Annotated in this window: 18 protein-coding genes; 10 read left to right on the forward strand and 8 right to left on the reverse strand. The window is 69.8% G+C overall.

The features are described from left to right. Positions 1–74: 74 nt before the first annotated feature. The gene (locus tag ACFRFC_RS17025; protein WP_382685935.1) at positions 75–1,280 is read right to left on the reverse strand and encodes a PucR family transcriptional regulator; all 1,206 of its coding nucleotides are present in this window, start codon (positions 1,278–1,280) and stop codon (positions 75–77) included. Between the two features lie 89 nt (positions 1,281–1,369). Here ACFRFC_RS17025 and ACFRFC_RS17030 point away from each other — a divergent pair, with 89 nt between their 5' ends. Further along, positions 1,370–2,020: a pirin family protein gene (locus ACFRFC_RS17030; RefSeq protein ID WP_382686434.1), complete on the forward strand. Its 651-nt coding sequence runs from the start codon at positions 1,370–1,372 to the stop codon at positions 2,018–2,020. A 212-nt stretch (positions 2,021–2,232) separates the two neighbouring features. On the opposite strand, the gene ACFRFC_RS17035 is transcribed toward ACFRFC_RS17030, so the two are convergent. Continuing rightward, complete coding sequence (locus tag ACFRFC_RS17035) at positions 2,233–3,054, reverse strand: serine hydrolase domain-containing protein (RefSeq protein WP_382685938.1); 822 nt, start codon at positions 3,052–3,054, stop codon at positions 2,233–2,235. A gap of 99 nt (positions 3,055–3,153) precedes the next feature. Between ACFRFC_RS17035 and ACFRFC_RS17040 the strand changes: the two genes are divergently transcribed. Both ACFRFC_RS17040 and ACFRFC_RS17045 read left to right on the forward strand, forming a co-directional pair. Further along, complete coding sequence (locus ACFRFC_RS17040) at positions 3,154–3,648, forward strand: MerR family transcriptional regulator (RefSeq protein WP_382685941.1); 495 nt, start codon at positions 3,154–3,156, stop codon at positions 3,646–3,648. Then, on the forward strand, positions 3,645–4,664 hold the full coding sequence (locus ACFRFC_RS17045; protein WP_382685944.1) for an aldo/keto reductase: 1,020 nt from the start codon (positions 3,645–3,647) through the stop codon (positions 4,662–4,664). Before ACFRFC_RS17040 ends, ACFRFC_RS17045 begins: the two co-directional genes overlap by 4 nt. 134 nt (positions 4,665–4,798) lie before the next feature. On the opposite strand, the gene ACFRFC_RS17050 is transcribed toward ACFRFC_RS17045, so the two are convergent. From ACFRFC_RS17050 to ACFRFC_RS17060, 3 genes are all read right to left on the reverse strand, one after another. Then, positions 4,799–5,653, reverse strand: coding sequence for a DUF4429 domain-containing protein (locus ACFRFC_RS17050; RefSeq protein WP_382685946.1), 855 nt, complete (start codon positions 5,651–5,653; stop codon positions 4,799–4,801). Between the two features lie 66 nt (positions 5,654–5,719). After that, entirely contained in the window at positions 5,720–6,937 is a 1,218-nt protein-coding gene (locus tag ACFRFC_RS17055) for an alpha/beta hydrolase (protein WP_382685949.1), read from the reverse strand. Between the two features lie 123 nt (positions 6,938–7,060). Further along, on the reverse strand, positions 7,061–7,723 hold the full coding sequence (locus ACFRFC_RS17060; RefSeq protein ID WP_382685950.1) for a TetR family transcriptional regulator: 663 nt from the start codon (positions 7,721–7,723) through the stop codon (positions 7,061–7,063). Between the two features lie 122 nt (positions 7,724–7,845). Between ACFRFC_RS17060 and ACFRFC_RS17065 the strand changes: the two genes are divergently transcribed. Further along, positions 7,846–9,462, forward strand: a complete 1,617-nt coding sequence (locus ACFRFC_RS17065) for an MFS transporter (RefSeq protein WP_382685953.1) — start codon at positions 7,846–7,848, stop codon at positions 9,460–9,462. A 412-nt stretch (positions 9,463–9,874) separates the two neighbouring features. On the opposite strand, the gene ACFRFC_RS17070 is transcribed toward ACFRFC_RS17065, so the two are convergent. After that, positions 9,875–10,630, reverse strand: a complete 756-nt coding sequence (locus ACFRFC_RS17070) for a potassium channel family protein (protein ID WP_382685956.1) — start codon at positions 10,628–10,630, stop codon at positions 9,875–9,877. A gap of 105 nt (positions 10,631–10,735) precedes the next feature. After that, entirely contained in the window at positions 10,736–13,483 is a 2,748-nt protein-coding gene (gene aceE, locus ACFRFC_RS17075; RefSeq protein ID WP_382685958.1) for a pyruvate dehydrogenase (acetyl-transferring), homodimeric type, read from the reverse strand. Between the two features lie 393 nt (positions 13,484–13,876). On the opposite strand from aceE, the gene ACFRFC_RS17080 reads away from it, so the two are divergent. From ACFRFC_RS17080 to ACFRFC_RS17105, 6 genes are all read left to right on the forward strand, one after another. Then, complete coding sequence (locus ACFRFC_RS17080; RefSeq protein WP_382685961.1) at positions 13,877–14,314, forward strand: DUF3052 domain-containing protein; 438 nt, start codon at positions 13,877–13,879, stop codon at positions 14,312–14,314. A gap of 129 nt (positions 14,315–14,443) precedes the next feature. Beyond that, entirely contained in the window at positions 14,444–14,902 is a 459-nt protein-coding gene (locus ACFRFC_RS17085; protein ID WP_382685963.1) for a peroxiredoxin, read from the forward strand. Positions 14,903–15,099: 197 nt separating this feature from the next. Continuing rightward, positions 15,100–15,675, forward strand: a complete 576-nt coding sequence (locus ACFRFC_RS17090; RefSeq protein WP_382685966.1) for a TerD family protein — start codon at positions 15,100–15,102, stop codon at positions 15,673–15,675. A gap of 103 nt (positions 15,676–15,778) precedes the next feature. Next, complete coding sequence (locus ACFRFC_RS17095; RefSeq protein WP_382685968.1) at positions 15,779–16,354, forward strand: TerD family protein; 576 nt, start codon at positions 15,779–15,781, stop codon at positions 16,352–16,354. A gap of 64 nt (positions 16,355–16,418) precedes the next feature. Then, positions 16,419–17,558: a DUF475 domain-containing protein gene (locus tag ACFRFC_RS17100; RefSeq protein WP_382685971.1), complete on the forward strand. Its 1,140-nt coding sequence runs from the start codon at positions 16,419–16,421 to the stop codon at positions 17,556–17,558. 189 nt (positions 17,559–17,747) lie between these two features. Next, the gene (locus ACFRFC_RS17105) at positions 17,748–18,488 is read left to right on the forward strand and encodes a Tellurium resistance (protein WP_382685973.1); all 741 of its coding nucleotides are present in this window, start codon (positions 17,748–17,750) and stop codon (positions 18,486–18,488) included. A 65-nt stretch (positions 18,489–18,553) separates the two neighbouring features. Here the strand turns inward: ACFRFC_RS17105 and ACFRFC_RS17110 are convergent, their stop codons facing one another. After that, positions 18,554–19,534: a TerD family protein gene (locus tag ACFRFC_RS17110; RefSeq protein ID WP_382685975.1), complete on the reverse strand. Its 981-nt coding sequence runs from the start codon at positions 19,532–19,534 to the stop codon at positions 18,554–18,556. Positions 19,535–19,616 lie beyond the last annotated feature (82 nt).

The raw sequence follows: 19,616 nt of genomic DNA on the forward strand, positions 1-19,616 counted from the left end.
CGGGGGCGGGCAGCGCCGCCCGTGGGGACAGGGACGAAGAACGACAGGGGGTTTTGTGGACCCTCGACAAAACCCTAGGACTGAAGATCTCCATCGGCCAGACGTCCCAGGATCAGCGCGATCCGCAAAGTGAACGCAGATCGTACATCCGACGGTGACCAACCGGTGACGTCAGTCACACGTCGAAGCCGGTAGCGCACGGTGTTGGGGTGAACGAACAGCATGCGGGCCGCGCCTTCGAGGCTGCTCGCCTGTTCGAGATAGACCGAGAGGGTCTCCAGGAGCGCCGACCCGGCCTCTTCGAGTGGTCTGTAGATCTCCTCCACCAGTTGCTCGCGGGCGCTGGGATCACCGGCCATCGCGCGCTCCGGCAGCAGATCGTCGGCGAGCACCGGGCGCGGGGCGTCCTGCCAGGCGGAACACGCTTTGAGCCCCGCGGCGGCGGCCTGCGCGGACCGGGTGGCGGCCAGCAGGTCGGGCACCACGGGTCCGGCGACGACGGGCCCGGCGGCATAGGGCCCGATCAGGGATTTCGCGACAGCGAGCGGATTGTCGCTGCCCCCGGCGATCACGACCAGCCGGTTCCCGAGCACCCCCGTCAGCACCTGCAACTTGGCGTGCCGGGCGGCCCGCCGGATCGCCTCGACGGTCAGCTCGGAGTCGCCGTCGGGCGCGGTCCCGAGCACGACACACACCTGGTCCGGCGAGTTCCAGCCGAGCGCGGCGGCCCGGGACACCGCCCCTTCATCGGCCTCCCCGCTCAGCACGGCGTTGACCACCAGCGATTCGAGGCGGGCGTCCCAGGCACCGCGTGCCTCGGCGGCCTGCGCGTAGACCTGCGCGGTCGCGAAGGCGATCTCCCGGGCGTAGACGAGCAGCGCCTCGCGCAGCAGCCGCTCGTCCCCCGGCGCGGCCACCTCCTCGATGGCCGACTCCATGACCTCGATGGTGGTCCGCACCATCTCCACGGTCTGCCGGAGCGTGATCGCCCGGGTCAGCTCCCGGGGCGCGGTGCCGAAGACGTCCGTCGAGATCGCCTGCGGGGCGTCCGGGCGCCGGAACCACTCCGTGAACGCGGCGATACCGGCCTGGGCGACCAGCCCGATCCAGGAACGGTTCTCCGGTGGCATCGCCCGGTACCACGGCAGTGTCTCGTCCATGCGCGCGATGGCCTGGGCGGCGAGACTTCCGGAGGACTTCTCCAGCCGCTTCAGAGTCGCGGCGTGCGGGTGGGGTTCGCGCGCGGGCACGTCGTTCCTGCGGGTTTCGGGTTCGGGCACGGCACAAGACTGCCCTATCAGGATGCCTCGGTCGCCTTCGGGGCGCTTTATGCCGGTGCGGCGCGGGGCGGGTTACGGTGGTCGCCGTGATGGACATCAGGCGGGCCGACCAGCGCAGTCCCGGGGGCGACCCCACCACCGGCATCGCCTCGCGCCACGCCTTCTCCTTCGGCCCCCACTACGACCCGGACAACCTCCGCTTCGGCGCGCTGATCGCCTGCAACGAGGAACGCCTCGCGCCCGGCGCCGGGTTCGACGAACATCCCCACAGCCACACCGAGATCGTCACCTGGGTCGTCGAGGGTGAGCTGACCCACCGTGACTCCACGGGCCACGAGACGGTGGTCCGCGCGGGGGACGTCCAGCGGCTGAGCGCGGCGTCGGGCGTCCGCCATGTCGAGCGCAACGCGGGCCCTGCCGGGCTGACCTTCATCCAGATGTGGCTGGCCCCTCTGTCCCCCGGCGGGGACCCTGCCTACGACCTCGTCCGAGGCATCGCCGACGCGACCCCGTACGCGGTCCCCGAGGCGGGCGCGATGCTCCACGTCCGCCGCCTGTCCGTGGACGAACGCACGGCGATCCCCGACGCCGCCCATGTCTACGTCCACGTGGTCGCCGGCGAGGCCCTCCTCGCCGACACGAACCTCGCCCCGGGCGACTCGGCCCGCATCACGGATGCGCGGGGGGTGGAGGCGGTGGGGGTCTCAACGGCTGAGCTGCTGATCTGGGAGATGGGATAACAGTTGCGGCCGGTGGGGGCTGCTCGCGCAGTTCCCCGCGCCCCTAAAAGCAGGGCGCTGCCGTGCGCGCCCGAGCTGCCCGCAGCCGTACCACGCCCCGCCATCCCCCCCTAGCTGCGGGCAGTCGTGCCTCCCCCAGAGGGGGGACCCCCAGGCGGCACGGGTGGGCGCAGCGGCGCCCGGCCAGCGCCGGTTCGCGACACGCCCCGACCTCAGCCCCGCACCTCGCCGAGCACCGCGTCCGTGAACACCGGCCACGCCTCCACCGCCCACGCCCCGAACGCCCGGTCCGTCAGGGCGACGCACGCCACCCCCACCACCGGGTCGATCCACAAAAACGTACCGGACTGCCCGAAATGCCCAAAAGTCTGCGGCGACGACAACGCCCCCGTCCAGTGCGGAGCCTTACGGTCCCGGATCTCGAACCCCAGCCCCCAGTCATTGGGATTCTGCGACCCGTACCCCCGCAGCACCCCCTTCGTCCCCGGGAACTGCACACTCATCGCCTCCGCGACCGTCCGGGGATCGAGCAGCCGCGGTGCCAGCACCTCGGCCCCGAACCGCAGCAGATCCCCCACACTGGACACCCCGTCCTTCGCGGGGGACCCGTCCACCACCGTGGACGCCATCCCCAGCGGCTCCAGTACCGCCAGCCGCACATACTCCCCGAACGGCATCTCCGTGGCCTTGGCGACATACTCCCCGAGCTGCTCGAACCCGGCGTTGGAGTAGATCCGCCGCTCACCCGCCCGCGCGGTCACCCGATGCTCGTCGAAGGCCAGCCCGGACGTATGCGCCAGCAAATGCCGAACCGTCGACCCGTCCGGCCCCGCCGGATCGTCCAGCTCGATGGCCCCCTCCTCGTACGCCACCAGCACCGCGTACGCGGCGATCGGCTTGGTGACCGAGGCCAGCGCGAACACCCGCTCGACGGGCCCCTGCACCCCCAGGACCGTCCCATCGGCCCGTACGACACCCGCCGCGGCATGCGGCACCGGCCAGTCCTCGATCTGCGCGAGACTCTTCAACGACATGCGACGAGCCTAGGCCCCCGCCGTGATCGCCCACCGCTCACCCCTTTCTCACCCCCTCCGCTTGCTTGGAGTGCACTCCAAGGTCATAGCGTGGAGGTCATGACGGTGATGCACACCACGGCCATGACCGCGACGGACACCGAGCCGGCCACCACCCCGGCGGACAGCTGCGCCGCCCCGCCCCGCCGCCATCCGCGCCCCGCAGGCCAGGACCACTACACCATCAGCGAGGTCGTCGCCTTCACGGGACTGTCGGCGCACACCCTGCGCTGGTACGAGCGGATCGGTCTGATGTCCCACATCGACCGCTCCCACACCGGCCAGCGCCGCTACTCCAACGGCGACCTGGACTGGCTCGACCTCGTCGGAAAGCTGCGGCTGACCGGCATGCCGGTCGCCGACATGGTCCGGTACGCCGAGCTGGTGCGCGAGGGCGAGGACACCTACGGCGACCGGTACGCCCTGCTGGAGGCCACCCGCCGGGACGTGCTCGCACGCATCGCCGAACTACAGGACACCCTCGCGGTGCTGGACCGCAAGATCAGTTTCTACGCGGACAAGGGCCGCGCCCACGAAGGGGAGAGGACCCGATGACGAACGGCAACAGGATCCGGACCGTACGGCTCGGCGCCACCGGCCCCGAGGTCGGTGTCCAGGGCCTGGGCTGCATGGGCATGAGCTTCGCCTACGGCCCCACCGACGAACAGGCGTCCCGCGCGACCCTGGACCGCGCCCTCGAACTGGGCGTCACCCTCTTCGACACCGCCGACGCCTACGGCAACGGCGACAACGAACGCTTCCTGTCGCCCTTCTTCAAGGCGCACCGCGACGAGGTCGTCATCGCCACCAAGTTCGCCCTGCACATCCCGCCGGACGACCCCACCCGCCGGGTCATCCGCAACGACCCGCCCTACATCCGCCAGGCGGTCGAGGCCAGCCTCAAGCGCCTGGACGTCGATGTCATCGACCTCTACTACATGCATCGGCGCGATGTGAACGTCCCCCTGGAGGACACCGTCGGCACCATGGCCGACCTGGTCCGGGAGGGCAAGGTCAAGCACCTCGGCCTGAGCGAGGTCACCGCCGCCGAACTGCGCACCGCCCACGCCGTGCACCCGATCGCGGCCGTGCAGTCGGAGTGGTCCCTGTTCAGCCGGGACATCGAGGCGCAGGTCGTCCCGGCGGCCAAGGAACTGGGCGTCGCGCTCGTCCCGTACTCCCCGCTCGGCCGCGGCTTCCTCACCGGCTCCTTCGTGAACGCCGACACCGAACTCACCGCCGACGATTTCCGCCGCCAGCAGCCCCGCTTCACCGGCGAGAACGCCACCGCCAACGCCGCCCTCCTGGACCCGGTCGGCACGGTCGCCGAGTCCCACGGCGCGACCCTCGGCCAGATCGCCCTGGCCTGGGTCCAGTGCCAGGCCACCGTCCACGGCCTCCCGGTGATCCCCATCCCGGGCACCCGCAAGCCAACCCGCGCGGAAGAAAACACCGCCGCCACCCGAATCACCCTCACCCCCGAAGACCTGGCCCTCCTGGCCCCCATCGCGGAAAAGGTCCGGGGCCCCCGCTACGCAGACATGACTTTCGCATCAGCAGGCAGGGAGTAAAGGGGGGAGGGGCAGCAATAACGAATCGCCGGGGCGGGGGCAACGCCGTGTCTTTGCTTATTAGGGGCGCGGGGAACTGCGCGACCAGCCCCCACGCACCCGCACCCGAAAAACAACCCAAACCCACCAGAACCCTAAAGCTCGGCGAGCAACTCCGCCTTCTTCACCGAAAACTCCTCATCCGTCACCAACCCGGCCCGATGCAACTCCCCAAGATGCCGAATCCGCTCGGCAACATCCGCAGGGTCACGCCGGCCCCCCGCCCCCACCGGCACCGCGGCGACAGCCGGCCCAGCCCGCCGCACAGCGGCAAGAACTGCCGCCGCGAACGGCAACGACTCATGCACGGGCCCATACCCCAGCCCGAAGACCACCGCGGCCGGATCCTGATCCGGCTGCGCCGGCTGCACCCCACCCGCCCGCCGCAGCAGCCGCAGATGCCCTTCGAACACCTCCGGCGACCGCCACTCCACTCCGGCGAGGTCACCGATCCGGAAACTCTGGTCCCCGGCCTTCCACTTCGCCGACGACGCGCCCGTCCAGAACCAGCGGAACGCGACCGACGTACCGTCGAAGGACGCCTTCGCGTCGTACGCCTTGAACGACATCGGCACCTCCGGCGGCGCCACCAGATACCGCTCGGCCGGGCCCGATTCGGTGAGCAGGGCGCGCAGTTCATCGGCGTAGTACTCGGCGAGAGTCTCCCGCTCGGCGGGCAGCACCAGGCGATAGGGGTCGCTGCTCTCCTTGAGCTGATCCGCCGCCGCCTCCATCAGCGGATCGGCGCCCGGCCGGGGCTCGGCCCGCAGAACCACCGTGCCGCGACGGCCGGGAGCGAGCGTCACACCCTGGAGCGCCGCCAGCGGCACCCGGCGTTCCCCCAGTGCCTGGAAGAGCTTGGGTGTGCGAATCCCCCGTTCGTAGCGGATGAGCACGGAGTCGGACTCGAACTCCCAGGCAGCATTAAATCCGGCCAGTACGTCACCCATGCGGCTCATCGTATGCGGCACGAGCTCCTCCGTCCCCTCCCCGCGTACCCCGCAGGTTCCGCGATTCTACGCGCGTCCGGCCCTCGCGTCTGCGGGCATACCGGTCATACATGGATCGGCGTCGTCGGCGCAGTGCACCGAGCCGTACGCGCCCACCCCGATCTCGGCGAAGTTGCGCAGACTCTCCGTGCCCGGTTCGAAGTACCCGGCGTGGCCCCGCGCGCCGACCGCCGACAGCACCCGCGCGCCAAAGGCCCGCGAGACCGGATCGGCCCCGTGACCGAGCCCGCCCAACTCCAGGTAGGGCACGTCCTGGACCCAGTCGTCGGCGTCCCGCATCGCCCACACCTGCGCGGAGGTGCGCAGCCGCGACACCGTCTCGGCCCGCATCCCGGGGCTGCCGGCCACCGCGATGTCGGACACCCGCGAGGGCAGCAGCCGCGCGGCGACCCCGCAGAGCACCGAGCCGTAGCTGTGGCAGAACAGCGAGACCGGCGCGGCGCCGGGCAGCGCCCGCACCAGCGCGTTCAGCCGGACCGCGCCCTGTGCGGCGCGGGTCGCGGTGGCCGCGTCCACGCCGATGCCGCTGGGCGCGGTGTAGTCGGCCCAGGCGATCACCGCCGTGCGGGTGCCGGGGCTCACCGCGCGCTCGGCCGTGTACAGCGACTCGGCCATGCCCGCGGGCGCCGTGTACTTGCCGGTGGTGCGCTGGAAGGAGAGCAGATCGGTGTCGACGCCGGGGACGACGATCGAGATCCGCTCGGCGCGGTCCAGATCCCCGTACACCTCGGCGACCCGGCCCGAGCCCTCCGGGTCGAAGGCGAGGATGTTCCGGCCGGGCTTCATCAGCGCGTCCAGGCGGTGCATCCGGCGGCCCGCCTCGTGCTGTCCGTCGGGGCTGAGGCGGGGGTCCTGCATCCGTTGTCGCTCGACCTCGCGGGCCTGTTCCAGGGCGACGCGGTTGGCCTCGTAGCGGACGTCGACGGGGGCGCCGTTCATGTTGCCGACCGCGAGCGGATAGCGGTGGGCGAGCAGTGCGCGCCGGGCCTCGCCGAGCGTGGCGAAGAACGCGGCGAGCCGGGCGGGTGCCGCGTGCGGGTCGGGGAGCCGGTGCCCGTCGAGCCGGCCGTGCTCCCACGCGGTGATCGAGGTCTGCAATGGGGTCTGGTCACGCTGGTTGCGCATCGCGGTCCAGCCGGTGGTCGCCAGCATCACGAAGACCACGGCCAGCGCGAGCAGCGCGCGCCAGACGTTGAGCGTCGGAGAGGTGTCGAAGGAAGTCACTGGGAGGACACACTAGGAGAACGGGATGGTCTCGCGTGGACCTAGTGAGGGGTATCACGTTTAGAACGCGAGGCAATGGATCAAGCGCACTACGGGCCCGCCATGGGCCACATCACGCGCGCACTACGGCTTGCGCCAGTTCTCCGCCAGCGCGGGTCCCACCTGATCGAGGTACCTCAGGGTGACCGCGCGCATGGCCGCCACGCTGTGGTCCTCGCCCCGCGTCCACAGCCGCTCGGTGACCCGCATGACCCCGCCGAACACCGCCACCGCCACCCGCGGCCGGGGGTCGGCGTCCACATCGAGCCCCTCGCGCTCGGCGATCAGCCGCGCGAACCGGTCCTCCGTCTCCGCGGACCGGCGCAGATGCGCCGCCAGCAGCACCGGTGTCGACTCGATCACCTGGTACATGCGCAGATACTGCTCGACCGTCACGACGGAGTCGATCGTCTCGTGCAGGGTGTCCCAGCCCTCCAGCACCGCCCGGCGCAGCGCCTCCAGCGGCGGTTCGTGCGGCGGGCGGGCGCGGACCGCCGCGTAGAAGTGATCGACCGTCATCGTCTGGACGGCGAGGGCGGTCTCCTCCTTGCCGGTGTAGTAGCGGAAGAAGGTGCGCTGCGAGACGCCGACGGCGTCGGTGATGGCGTCGACGGTGGTCTCGTCGTAGCCCTGGGTGGTGAACAGTTCGAGGGCGGCGCGCAGCAGTGCGTCGCGCGTGCGCTGCTTCTTGCGCTCGCGCAACCCCGGCCGGGTGGGGTCCCCGGCGGGCCGCTCCAGCGTGTCCATGACGACCTCCAGGCCCTCCGGCGAACTGTTCTCCCAGTTCAGGGTATCGGTGAGTGACCTGACAGTTACCGACTTGTGAATTGGTTTGTCAACTGTCAGAGGCTGACATTAGCCTCCTTCGCATGACTAGTCAGACCACCCTCGACAAGACGGGGCCGGGGGACGGCGCACCCCCCGGTCCGTCTTCGGCACCGGCCAAGGGGCTGCGTGGCCATCCTTGGTTCACCCTCATAACCGTCGCCGTCGGGGTCATGATGGTGGCCCTCGACGGCACCATCGTGGCCATCGCCAACCCGGCCATCGCCTCCGACCTCGGTGCCACCTTCGCCCAGGTGCAGTGGATCACCAACGCGTACTTCCTCGCCCTAGCCGTCACCCTGATCACGGCGGGCAAGCTCGGTGACCGGTTCGGCCACCGCCAGACCTTCCTCATCGGCGTGGTCGGCTTCGCCGCCGCGTCCGGCGCCATCGGGCTGTCCGACAGCATCGCGATGGTCATCGTCTTCCGGGTCTTCCAGGGCCTGTTCGGCGCGCTGCTGATGCCGGCCGCGCTCGGCCTGCTGCGGGCCACCTTCCCGGCCGAGAAGCTGAACATGGCGATCGGCATCTGGGGCATGGTCATCGGCGCCTCCACGGCCGGCGGCCCGATCCTCGGCGGCGTCCTCGTCGAGCACGTCAACTGGCAGTCGGTCTTCTTCATCAACGTGCCGGTCGGCATCATCGCCGTCGCCCTCGGCGCGCTGATCCTCCTCGACCACCGGGCGGCCAACGCCCCGCGCTCCTTCGACCTTCTCGGCATCGGGCTGCTCTCCAGCGCGATGTTCTGTCTGGTCTGGGCCCTGATCAAGGCCCCCGAGTGGGGCTGGGGCGCCGGTCTGACCTGGCTGTTCCTCGGCATTGCGGTCGCGGGCTTCGTCGCCTTCGCGGTGTGGGAGACGCGGGTCAAGGAGCCGCTCATCCCGCTCGGCCTGTTCCGCTCGGTCCCGCTGTCGGCGGGTGTGGTGCTGATGGTCATGATGGCCATCGCGTTCATGGGCGGCCTGTTCTTCGTGACGTTCTACCTGCAGAACGTGCACGGGATGAGCCCGATCGACGCCGGTCTGCATCTGCTGCCGCTCACCGGCATGATGATCGTCGGCTCGCCGCTCGCCGGGCTGGCGATCACCAAGGTGGGCCCGCGCCTCCCGCTGGCCGGCGGTATGGCGTTCACCGCGCTCGCCATGTACGGCATGTCCACGCTTGAGACGGACACCTCCAGCGCCGTGATGTCCCTCTGGTTCGCGCTCCTCGGCCTCGGTCTCGCGCCGGTCATGGTCGGCGCGACCGAAGTCATCGTCGGCAACGCGCCGATGGAGCTGTCCGGTGTCGCCGGCGGTCTCCAGCAGGCCGCGATGCAGATCGGCGGCAGCCTCGGTACGGCGGTGCTGGGCGCGGTCATGGCGTCCAAGGTCGACAGCGACCTGGCGGGCAACTGGGTCGCCGCGGGGTTGCCGGCGCTGACGCCCGAGCAGCAGGCCGAGGCGTCCGAGGCGGTCCAGGTCGGTGTCCCGCCGATCGCTCCCGGCACACCGGCGGAGGTCGCCACGAAGATCACCGACGTGGCCCACGACACCTTCATCTCCGGCATGAGCCTGGCGTCCCTGGTCGCGGCGGGGGTCGCGGCGGTCGCCATCTTCGTCGCCTTCCTCACCAAGCGGGGGGCCAACGCGGAGGCGGGTGCGGGGGCTGCGCACATCTGACTCGCCGGGGACGTCGCTCCGCGGGGTGACGTCCCCGGTCGTACGTCGGGCGCGGCCCGGCGGCGTCGCTCCGCGGGGTGACGTCCCCGGTCGTACGTCGGGCGCGGCCCGGCGGCGTCGCTCCGCGGGGGTGACGTCCCCGGTCGTACGTCGGGCGCGGCCCGGCGGGGGCTGGTCGCGCAGTTCCCCGCGCCCCTAAAAAACAGGGCGTTTGTCGCGCCCGCCAGCTTGCCCCTGAGCTGCGCGCAGCCGCACCGCGCCCCTAAAAACAGCGCGCTGCCGCGCCCGTCAGCTCGCGCCCGCCCATCTGTCATAGCTGCGGGCAGTCGTGCCGCAGGGCGGCACGGGTGGGCGCGGCGGCACCCCGTTGCGCCGGGCTGCGCATCGCCCCGTTCTCAGCGCCAACGCCGGGTCACTTGGTGAGCGACCGTTCCGACAACGCCGCCACCTCCGCCCGCAACCCCCGTACCTCCTCCGTCAGGGCGACGATCGCCTCCGTCTGGCGCCGCTCCACCACATCGTCACGGTCGAACCGCGCGATGAACCACGCCGCGATGTTCGCGGTGATCACACCGAGCAGCGCGATCCCCGACAGCATCAGCCCGACGGCGAGCAGCCGCCCCACCCCCGTCGTCGGCGCGTGATCCCCGTACCCCACGGTCGTCATCGTCGTGAACGACCACCACACCGCGTCCCCCAGCGTCCGGATGTTCCCGTCCGGCGACTCCCGCTCCACCGACAGCACGGCCAGCGACCCGAACATCAGCAACCCCGCCACCGACCCCACCACATACGTGGTGAGCTGTATCTGGGGCGCCATCCGCGCCCGCCGCCCCACCAGCAGCAGCGTCGAGACGACCCGCAGCAGCCGCAAGGGCTGGATCAGCGGCAGCAGCACCGCGCACAGGTCCAGCCAGTGCCGCCGTACGAACCCCTTGCGGTCCTCGGCGAGCGCCAGCCGCACCACGTAGTCCGCCGCGAACGCCCCCCACACCAGCCATTCGGCCACCGTGCAGGCACGGATGAGCGCCGGGCCGGCGGACTCCTCGACGATGGGCACCGCGTAGGCGACCGCGAACACCACCGCCAGCGCCAGCAGCGGCCGCTGGCTGCGTTCCTCCCAGCGCGCCTGGGCCGACCGCTGCTGCACCTCGGGTATCGCGTCCATGCCGGGCATCGTAAAGAACGGGAAACACCGTGAGGAACGGGAAAAGGGCGGCGGGACCGGGTCCCACCGCCCTCAACCTCACCTCACGTCACCGCCCGGCGCGGGCTACGCGTCGCCGCCCGCCGTCCCCGGGTCCGCCGCCGCGACATCCAGCAGCCGGTAGCGGTCGATGGCCTGCTTCAGCGCCGACCGGTCCACCTTCCCGTCCCGCGCCAGCTCCGTCAGCACCGCCAGCACGATCGACTGGGCGTCGATGTGGAAGAACCGGCGGGCCGCGCCCCGGGTGTCGGCGAAGCCGAAACCGTCCGCGCCCAGCGACTGATAACGCCCCGGCACCCAGCGCGCGATCTGATCGGGAACCGACCGCATCCAGTCGGACACGGCCACGAACGGTCCCTCGGCGCCGCTCAGTTTGCGCGTCACCCACGGCACCCGCTGCTCCTCCTCGGGGCGCAGCAGATTGTGCTCCTCACAGGCCACGGCCTCGCGCCGCAGCTCGTTCCAGGAGGTCGCCGACCAGACACCGGCGCGTACGTTCCACTCCTCGGCGAGGATCCGCTGGGCCTCAAGCGCCCAGGGGACCGCCACGCCCGAGGCGAGGATCTGCGCCGGGACCGCGCCCGCCGTGCCCTCGCTGAGCCGGTGCACGCCCTTGAGGATGCCCTCGACGTCCACGTTCTCCGGCTCGGCCGGGTGCCGGATGGGCTCGTTGTAGACCGTGAGGTAGTAGAAGACGTCCTCGCCGTGCGGATGCTCCGCGCTGCCGCCGTACATCCGGCGCAGCCCGTCCCGCACGATGTGCGCGATCTCGTACCCGTACGCCGGGTCGTACGCCACACAGCCCGGGTTGGTGGAGGCGAGCAGCTGGGAGTGGCCGTCGGCGTGCTGGAGGCCCTCGCCGGTCAGGGTCGTGCGCCCGGCGGTCGCGCCCAGTACGAAACCGCGCGCCAGCTGATCGGCCATCTGCCAGAACTGATCGCCGGTGCGCTGGAAACCGAACATCGAGTAGAAGACGTACACCGGGATCAGCGGCTCGCCGTGCGTGGCGTACGCGGAGCCCGCCGCGATCGCCGACGCCGTGCAGCCCGCCTCCGAGATGCCGTCGTGCAGCATCTGGCCGGTCGGCGACTCCTTGTAGGCGAGCAGCAGATCCCGGTCCACGGACTCGTACTGCTGGCCCAGCGGGTTGTAGATCTTCGCGGTCGGGAAGAAGGAGTCCATCCCGAACGTGCGGTACTCGTCCGGCGCGATCAGTACGAACCGCCGCCCGATCTCCTTGTCCCGCATAAGGTCCTTCAGCAGCCGCACAAACGCCATGGTCGTGGCGATCTGCTGCTGACCCGAACCCTTCTTCACGGTCGCGTACGTCGAGTCGCCGGGCAGGGTGAGCGGCTTCGACCGGACGACCCGGGTCGGGACGTACCCGCCGAGCGCGCTGCGGCGGTCGTGCATGTACTGGATCTCCGCCGAGTCACGGCCCGGGTGGTAGTACGGCGGCGGGCCGCTCTCCAGCTCCCGGTCCGAGATCGGCAGGTGCAGCCGGTCGCGGAAGCCCTTGAGGTCGCCGACCGTGAGCTTCTTCATCTGGTGCGTGGCGTTGCGGCCCTCGAAGTTCGGCCCGAGCGTCCAGCCCTTGATCGTCTTCGCCAGGATCACCGTCGGCTGGCCCTTGTGCGCCTTGGCCGCCGAGAACGCCGCGAAGATCTTCCGGTGGTCGTGACCGCCGCGCCCCAGATGCAGGATCTGGTCGTCGCTCATGTTCTCGACCATCGCGCGCAGCCGGTGATCGTCCCCGAAGAAGTGGTCGCGGATATACCCGCCGGTCTCGGTCGCGTACGTCTGGAACTGGCCGTCGGGCGTGGTGTTCATACGGTTGACCAGCACACCGTCACGGTCCTGGGCGAGCAGCGGGTCCCAGGAGCGGTCCCACACCAGCTTGATCACATTCCAGCCCGCGCCCCGGAAGACCGACTCCAGCTCCTGGATCACCTTGCCGTTGCCGCGCACCGGGCCGTCCAGGCGCTGGAGGTTGCAGTTGACCACGAAGGTCAGATTGTCCAGGCCCTCGCGTGCCGCGATGGTCAGCTGGCCCAGCGACTCCGGCTCGTCCATCTCGCCGTCGCCGAGGAACGCCCACACCTGCGACGCGGAGGTGTCCGCGATCTCGCGCGCGTGCAGATAGCGGTTCATCCGCGCCTGGTAGATCGCGCCGATCGGGCCGAGCCCCATCGACACCGTGGGGAACTCCCAGAACTCGGGCATCAGCCGCGGATGCGGGTACGAGGACAGTCCGTACGGCGCCTTCGACTTCTCCTGGCGGAAGCCGTCCAGATGCCGCTCGGAGAGCCGGTCCAGGAGGAACGCGCGGGCGTAGATGCCCGGCGAGGCATGGCCCTGGAAGAAGACCTGGTCACCGCCGTCGCCCTCGTCCTTGCCGCGGAAGAAGTGGTTGAAGCCGACGTCGTAGAGCGAGGCCGAGGAGGCGAAGGTGGCGATGTGACCGCCGACCCCGATGCCGGGGCGCTGGGCGCGGGAGACCATCACCGCGGCGTTCCAGCGGGTCGCGTTGAGGATCTTCCGCTCGATCTCCTCGTTGCCGGGGAAGAAGGGCTCGTCCTTGGTCGCGATCGTGTTGACGTAGTCTGTGCTGCGCATCTCGGGTACGGCCACGCGCTTCTCGCGGGCGCGTTCGATCAGCCGGAGCATGAGATAGCGGGCCCGTTCACGGCCCCGCTCGTCGATGGCGGCGTCCAGGGAGTCCAGCCATTCCTGGGTTTCCTCGGGATCGAAGTCAGGAACCTGACTCGGGAGGCCGCCAATGATGATCGGATTGCGATCGGATCCGGAAACCACGCTGTTCCTTACCTTTCGGAGTTACCGGGACGAGAGCCGTACCACCCCGTGCCCGCACCGCTCCCCATCGTGTACCTCGGGGGCGTAAACGTCATCTCTACCGAAAGGTAACCGGCACACTCGGACCACCCCGCCGATGCGGAAAACTCATTCGAGGATCGTACGTCCAGAGGGTTCCCAAACGCCCAAATGGGGCAGAAGGGTGTGGTGTGCGTCACGTTCATCAGAGAGACGCCGCCGGGAGTTGCGGGGACACGGCCGGGATCGTCACCGTTTCGGCGGTCCGAAACGCCGGGTACTTGCGCGATCGGTCCCGCCCGTGTGGACTACGGCCAATGCTTCGCGCACGCGCGTGGCTGAGACATACCCAAAGACATGATCAGGAGGCAAACCGTGAGCGCGACCGCGGACCACGCGGAGGAGCGGACGAACCCTGCCGCCAGGCTGGGGTTCCAGCCCGGGCAGGTGGTCCAGGAGATCGGCTACGACGACGACGTCGACCAGGAGCTTCGCGACGCCATTGAGGACTTGATCGGCAGTGATCTCGTCGATGAGGATTACGACGATGTTGCCGATGCCGTGGTGCTGTGGTTCCGCGACGACGACGGCGACCTGACCGATGCGCTGGTGGACGCCACCACGTACATCGAGGAGGGTGGCGCCATCCTGCTGCTGACGCCGAAGACCGGGCGTGACGGCTACGTCGAGCCGAGCGACATCTCGGAAGCCTCGACCACGGCGGGTCTGACCGCCGCCAAGAGCGTCAGTGTGGGCAAGGACTGGAGTGGCAGCCGGCTGGCCACACCGAAGGCGGCGAAGTCCAAGCGGTGAGGTGACACCGGGGGCGGACCGGGAGCGTGCCCGGTCCGCCCGCCGGCCTTCGGTGATCGCCCCGGAGGCCCGGCTGCGTAGGCTGGAACCCTTCCGAACAGCCCAGCAGCCCCACCGAAGGGACGACCGATGGCGATCCAGGTCGGCGACAAGGCCCCCGATTTCGAACTCAAGGACAACCACGGCGCGACCGTGAAGCTGTCCGACTTCCGCGGCGAGAAGAACGTCGTGGTGCTCTTCTACCCCTTCGCCTTCACCGGCGTCTGCACGGGCGAGCTGTGCGAGGTCCGCGACAATCTGCCGAAGTTCGCCGACCGCGACACCCAGGTGCTCGCCGTCTCCAACGACTCCATCCACACCCTGCGCGTCTTCGCCGAGCAGGAGGGCCTGGAGTACCCGCTGCTCAGCGACTTCTGGCCGCACGGCGAGACCTCGCGCGCGTACGGCGTGTTCGACGAGGCCAAGGGCTGCGCGGTGCGCGGCACCTTCGTCATCGACAAGGAGGGCGTGGTGCGCTGGACGGTGGTCAACGCGCTGCCCGACGCCCGGGACCTCGGCGCGTACGTGACGGCGCTCGACGCGCTGTGAGACGCGGCGCCGGAGGTGCCGCAGCGGCGCTGGGGGACAGGGCGCCGGGGGCGCCGCCCCGCCGCGGCTCCCGACGCGCTCCGATTGTTAGGGCCCAGGGCCTGCGGGCCACGGGAACCCGTCACTAGGATCGAATCGTTTGATCCGTTACCGATGCACCACGGGGCTTCCCGCCCCCGGACACAATGGAGGGACTCGTGGGAGTCAGCCTCAGCAAGGGCGGCAACGTATCGCTGACCAAGGAGGCCCCGGGCCTCACCGCGGTCATCGTCGGTCTGGGGTGGGACGTGCGCACCACGACCGGCACCGACTTCGACCTCGACGCGAGCGCGCTGCTGCTGAACAGCACGGGCAAGGTTTCGAGCGACGCCAACTTCGTGTTCTTCAACAACCTGAAGAGCCCCGACGGCTCGGTCGAGCACACCGGCGACAACACCACCGGTGAGGGCGAGGGCGACGACGAGCAGATCAAGGTCAACCTCGCGGGCGTCCCGGCCGAGATCGAGAAGATCACCTTCCCGGTCTCGATCTACGACGCCGAGAACCGCCAGCAGTCCTTCGGCCAGGTCCGCAACGCCTTCATCCGCGTCATCAATCAGGCCGGCGGCGCCGAGATCGCACGCTACGACCTCAGTGAGGACGCCTCGACCGAGACCGCCATGGTCTTCGGCGAGCTGTACCGGCACGGCGCGGAGTGGAAGTTCCGCGCCATCGGCCAGGGCTACGCATCCGGCCTGCGCGGCATCGCGCAGGACTTCGGTGTGAACGTCTGACCGGCGCCACCCCAGAGCTGACCCGTCCGGCGCCGCGCGGTTTGCGTGCGGCGCCGGACGCGCAGGACAACAAAAGAAGCACGACCAGGGGAGGATCAGCATCATGGGCGTCACACTCGCCAAGGGGGGCAATGTCTCCCTCTCCAAAGCCGCACCGAACCTGACCCACGTCCTGATCGGGCTCGGCTGGGACGCGCGTTCCACCACCGGAGCCCCCTTCGACCTCGACGCCAGCGCGCTGGTGTGCAGCAGCGGGCGGGTACTGTCGGATGAATGGTTCATCTTCTACAACCAGCTCACGAGCCCTGACGGCTCGGTCGAGCACACCGGCGACAACCTCACCGGTGAGGGCGACGGCGACGACGAGTCCGTGCTGATCGACCTGGCCAAGGTCCCGGCCCACGCGGACAAGATCGTCTTCCCGGTCTCCATCCACCTGGCCGACGAGCGCGGCCAGACCTTCGGACAGGTCAGCAACGCGTTCATCCGCGTGGTCAACCAGGCCGACGGCCAAGAACTCGCCCGGTACGACCTGAGCGAGGACGCCTCCACCGAAACGGCCATGATTTTCGGTGAGGTCTACCGCTACCAGGGCGAATGGAAGTTCCGCGCGGTAGGGCAGGGGTACGCGTCGGGGCTCCGCGGGATCGCTCTAGACTTCGGGGTCAACGTTTCGTAAAGCCGGGTACGGCGTGGGGGAGACCCATTCAGCCCGTACACAAGGGATAGGGATTGGGTAGCCAGTGGTTCTGAAAACTTTCGGCTGGTCGTTCGCGGTCACCGCGGCCGGCCTTGTCGCGGCGGTCTTCTACGGGGGGTGGGCCGCGCTAGGTCTCGTGGCCATCCTCTGTGTTCTTGAGATCTCGCTGTCTTTCGACAATGCGGTAGTAAATGCCGGAATTCTGAAGAAGATGAATGCCTTCTGGCAGCGCATCTTCCTGACCATCGGCATCCTGATCGCCGTGTTCGGTATGCGGCTGGTGTTCCCCGTCGTCATTGTGGCCGTCAGCGCGCAGATCGGCCCGATCGAGGCGGTCGATCTCGCCCTCACCGACAAGGACCGGTACCAGGAACTGGTCACCGACGCGCACCCGGCCATCGCCGCCTTCGGTGGCATGTTCCTGCTGATGATCTTCCTGGACTTCATCTTCGAGGACCGGGACATCAAGTGGCTGAGCTGGCTGGAGCGGCCCCTGGCCAAGCTCGGCAAGGTCGACATGCTCTCCGTCTGCATCGCGCTGATCGTGCTGCTGATCACCGCCATGACCTTCGCCACCCAGGCCCATCTGCACGCCGGACCGGCGGACAAGGCGGAGACGGTCCTGCTCTCGGGCATCGCCGGCCTGATCACCTATCTGATCGTGGGCGGCCTCTCCGGCTACTTCGAGAACAAGCTGGAGGAAGAGGAGGAGCGCGAGCACGAGGCGGAGGAAAAGGCCAAGAAGGCCGGCAAGCCGGTGATCCTGCTGGCCGGCCGGGCGGCGTTCTTCATGTTCCTCTACCTGGAGGTCCTGGACGCGTCCTTCTCCTTCGACGGTGTCATCGGCGCCTTCGCCGTCACCAACGACATCGTGCTGATGGCACTGGGCCTGGGCGTCGGCGCGATGTACGTCCGGTCGCTCACCGTGTACCTGGTCCGCGAGGGCACCCTGGACGACTACGTCTATCTGGAGCACGGCGCGCACTACGCGATCGGCGCGCTCGCCGTCATCCTGCTGATCACCATCCAGTACGAGATCAGCGAGTTCATCACCGGTTCGGTCGGTGTGCTCCTGATCGCCTGGTCCTTCTGGTCCTCCGTCCGCCGCAACCGCGCACTGGCGGCGGCCGAGGGGAACGGATCGGGGTCGGACGACAAAACAGCGGTGTCGTCCGGCGTGTGACATCCCCCGCGTCCCCCGCGTACCGCGCACACCCCGCATCGCTCGCGGGGCCCGCGGGGCAGGTGCGGGGCGCGTACGGGGGTTGACGCCCCCATGGGTGAGGGAACGCTCTGTGCGGGGCGGTACCGAGGCGGACATCGTCCTCGTGCCGCCCCGCACGGCCGTCTGTCGGAGTGAGGTGGGGGCGCAATGGGCTTGCTGGACCGGTTCTGGCGTGGACGGGACTCGGAGTTCGACTCGGGCAGCGCGGCGACCAACTCGATCGAGCTGACCAAACGGCACAGCGAGGTGTCACTGACCAAGCAGGGCGCCGCGACCGGCAATCTGCGGATCAATCTGAACTGGCGCATGCGCAGCTCGGACATCGGCGGCCCCCAGCGGGAGAGCCTGCTGCGGCACCCCTTCAAGGCGCTCAAGCCGCCGGAGGTCATCGGCCACAGCCAGAGCATGGTCAACGTCGACCTGGACCTGGGGTGTCTGTACGAGCTGGCGGACGGCACCAAGGGCGTCGTCCAGCCCCTGGGCGGCCTCCTCGGGGACATCAACGATCCGCCGTACGTCAAACTCAGCGGCGACGACCGCTTCGGCTCGGCGTCCGGTGAGACGATCTACGTCAATCTGGACCACCGCGAGGCCATCAAACGCATCCTGGTCTTCGTCTACATCTACGACCAGACCCCGGCCTTCGACCGCACCCACGCCATCGTCACCCTCTACCCCAGCAACGGCCCCCGCATCGAGATCGGCCTCGACGAACGCCACCCGCAGGCCCGCTCCTGCGCGGTCGTCATGATCGAGAACGTCAAGGGCGAACTGATGGTCCGCCGCGAGGTGAAGTTCGTGTACGGCTTCCAGGGGGAGCTGGACCGGCTCTACGGGTGGGGGTTGCAGTGGGGGAGGGGGTACAAGTCGACGAAGGCGGATGTATAGGGCGGGGCGGGCGGATCGGGCCGGTGTCCAGAATTCGAACCGGTGTCCGCTGTCCAGAATTCGAACTAGCGTCTGATGAACTGCGGGCCCTGCGGAGGCAGCCGGAACTCGGGATCCGGTACGACCGTCTGCACCGGCTGCGGATACCCGTACGCGGGCTGGCTCCCGGCCTGCGGATACCCGTAGGTGGGCGGCGGCCCGCCGGCCTGCGGATGCGGATAGCCGTACGCCGGCTGCGGCCCCGGAGCGGTGACAGCCGCGGCGGCCGTGGCGGACGCGGCCGCGGCCGGCTGGGGGTAGCCGTACGCCGGCCGGCCGCCCTGTCCCGGCACCTCGGGGGCCCGCTCGGGGGGCAACGGCCGGGCCAGGTCCGGTACCGCGGCGGCGGGGCCGGTGCCGGACGGCTGCACCACCGTCGGGTGTGTGCCCGGTGACTGCTGCCCCGCCGGGGCCACCGGCGCGTCGGCCGGTGCGTGCCGCGCGGCGCCCTCCCCGGCCGCCTCCGACTCGTCCACCGAGATCCCGAAGTCGGTCGCGAGTCCCAGCAGCCCGTTCGGATAGCCCTCGCCCAGCGCCCGGAACTTCCACCCGTCCCCCCGCCGGTACAGCTCACCGCAGATCAGCGCGGTCTCCGCACCGGTCGTCGGGGTGATGTCGAAGTACGCCACCGGCTCCGCGTCCGGCGCTCCGGCGTCGTACAGCAGAATGCGCAGTGACCGTACGCGCTCGAACTTCACCCCGTCCGCCGATGCGACCAGCAGAATCCGGCCGACACTCGACTCGACACCGGAGAGATCCGTCTGGATGGTGTCCGTGAGGCTCTCGGCGACCCGCTTCTTGCCGAGCCGCCAGACCTTCCCGGAGGGATGCCGGGGCTGGTTGTAGAAGACGAAGTCCTCGTCGGAGCGCACGCGACCGCCGGGGCCGAGGAGCAGCGCCGAGGCATCGACGTCCGGGACCCCCTGCCCTGGCGTCCAGCGCAGCACCGCGCGCACCGTCGTGGCTTCCAGCGGGACGTTCGACCCTTTCAGCATGGCGTGCGTCATGCGGTCATCCTGCCCTCTCGGTCCTGATCACGACAATGCGGGTCCGGCCCGGCGTTGGATGCGCCATGGAAGGGACGGAAGG

The sequence above is a fragment of the Streptomyces sp. NPDC056734 genome, from assembly GCF_042790455.1.
Lineage (GTDB): Bacteria > Actinomycetota > Actinomycetes > Streptomycetales > Streptomycetaceae > Streptomyces.

Bases quoted from the DNA above. Each gene is read 5' to 3' on its own strand.
- ACFRFC_RS17030 (WP_382686434.1), top strand. From the start codon at position 1,370: ATGGACATCAGGCGGGCCGACCAGCGCAGTCCCGGGGGCGACCCCACC.
- ACFRFC_RS17035 (WP_382685938.1), bottom strand. From the start codon at position 3,054: ATGTCGTTGAAGAGTCTCGCGCAGATCGAGGACTGGCCGGTGCCGCAT.
- ACFRFC_RS17040 (WP_382685941.1), top strand. From the start codon at position 3,154: ATGACGGTGATGCACACCACGGCCATGACCGCGACGGACACCGAGCCG.
- ACFRFC_RS17045 (WP_382685944.1), top strand. From the start codon at position 3,645: ATGACGAACGGCAACAGGATCCGGACCGTACGGCTCGGCGCCACCGGC.
- ACFRFC_RS17050 (WP_382685946.1), bottom strand. From the start codon at position 5,653: ATGGGTGACGTACTGGCCGGATTTAATGCTGCCTGGGAGTTCGAGTCC.
- ACFRFC_RS17060 (WP_382685950.1), bottom strand. From the start codon at position 7,723: ATGGACACGCTGGAGCGGCCCGCCGGGGACCCCACCCGGCCGGGGTTG.
- ACFRFC_RS17065 (WP_382685953.1), top strand. From the start codon at position 7,846: ATGACTAGTCAGACCACCCTCGACAAGACGGGGCCGGGGGACGGCGCA.
- ACFRFC_RS17070 (WP_382685956.1), bottom strand. From the start codon at position 10,630: ATGGACGCGATACCCGAGGTGCAGCAGCGGTCGGCCCAGGCGCGCTGG.
- ACFRFC_RS17085 (WP_382685963.1), top strand. From the start codon at position 14,444: ATGGCGATCCAGGTCGGCGACAAGGCCCCCGATTTCGAACTCAAGGAC.
- ACFRFC_RS17095 (WP_382685968.1), top strand. From the start codon at position 15,779: ATGGGCGTCACACTCGCCAAGGGGGGCAATGTCTCCCTCTCCAAAGCC.
- ACFRFC_RS17105 (WP_382685973.1), top strand. From the start codon at position 17,748: ATGGGCTTGCTGGACCGGTTCTGGCGTGGACGGGACTCGGAGTTCGAC.
- ACFRFC_RS17110 (WP_382685975.1), bottom strand. From the start codon at position 19,534: ATGACGCACGCCATGCTGAAAGGGTCGAACGTCCCGCTGGAAGCCACG.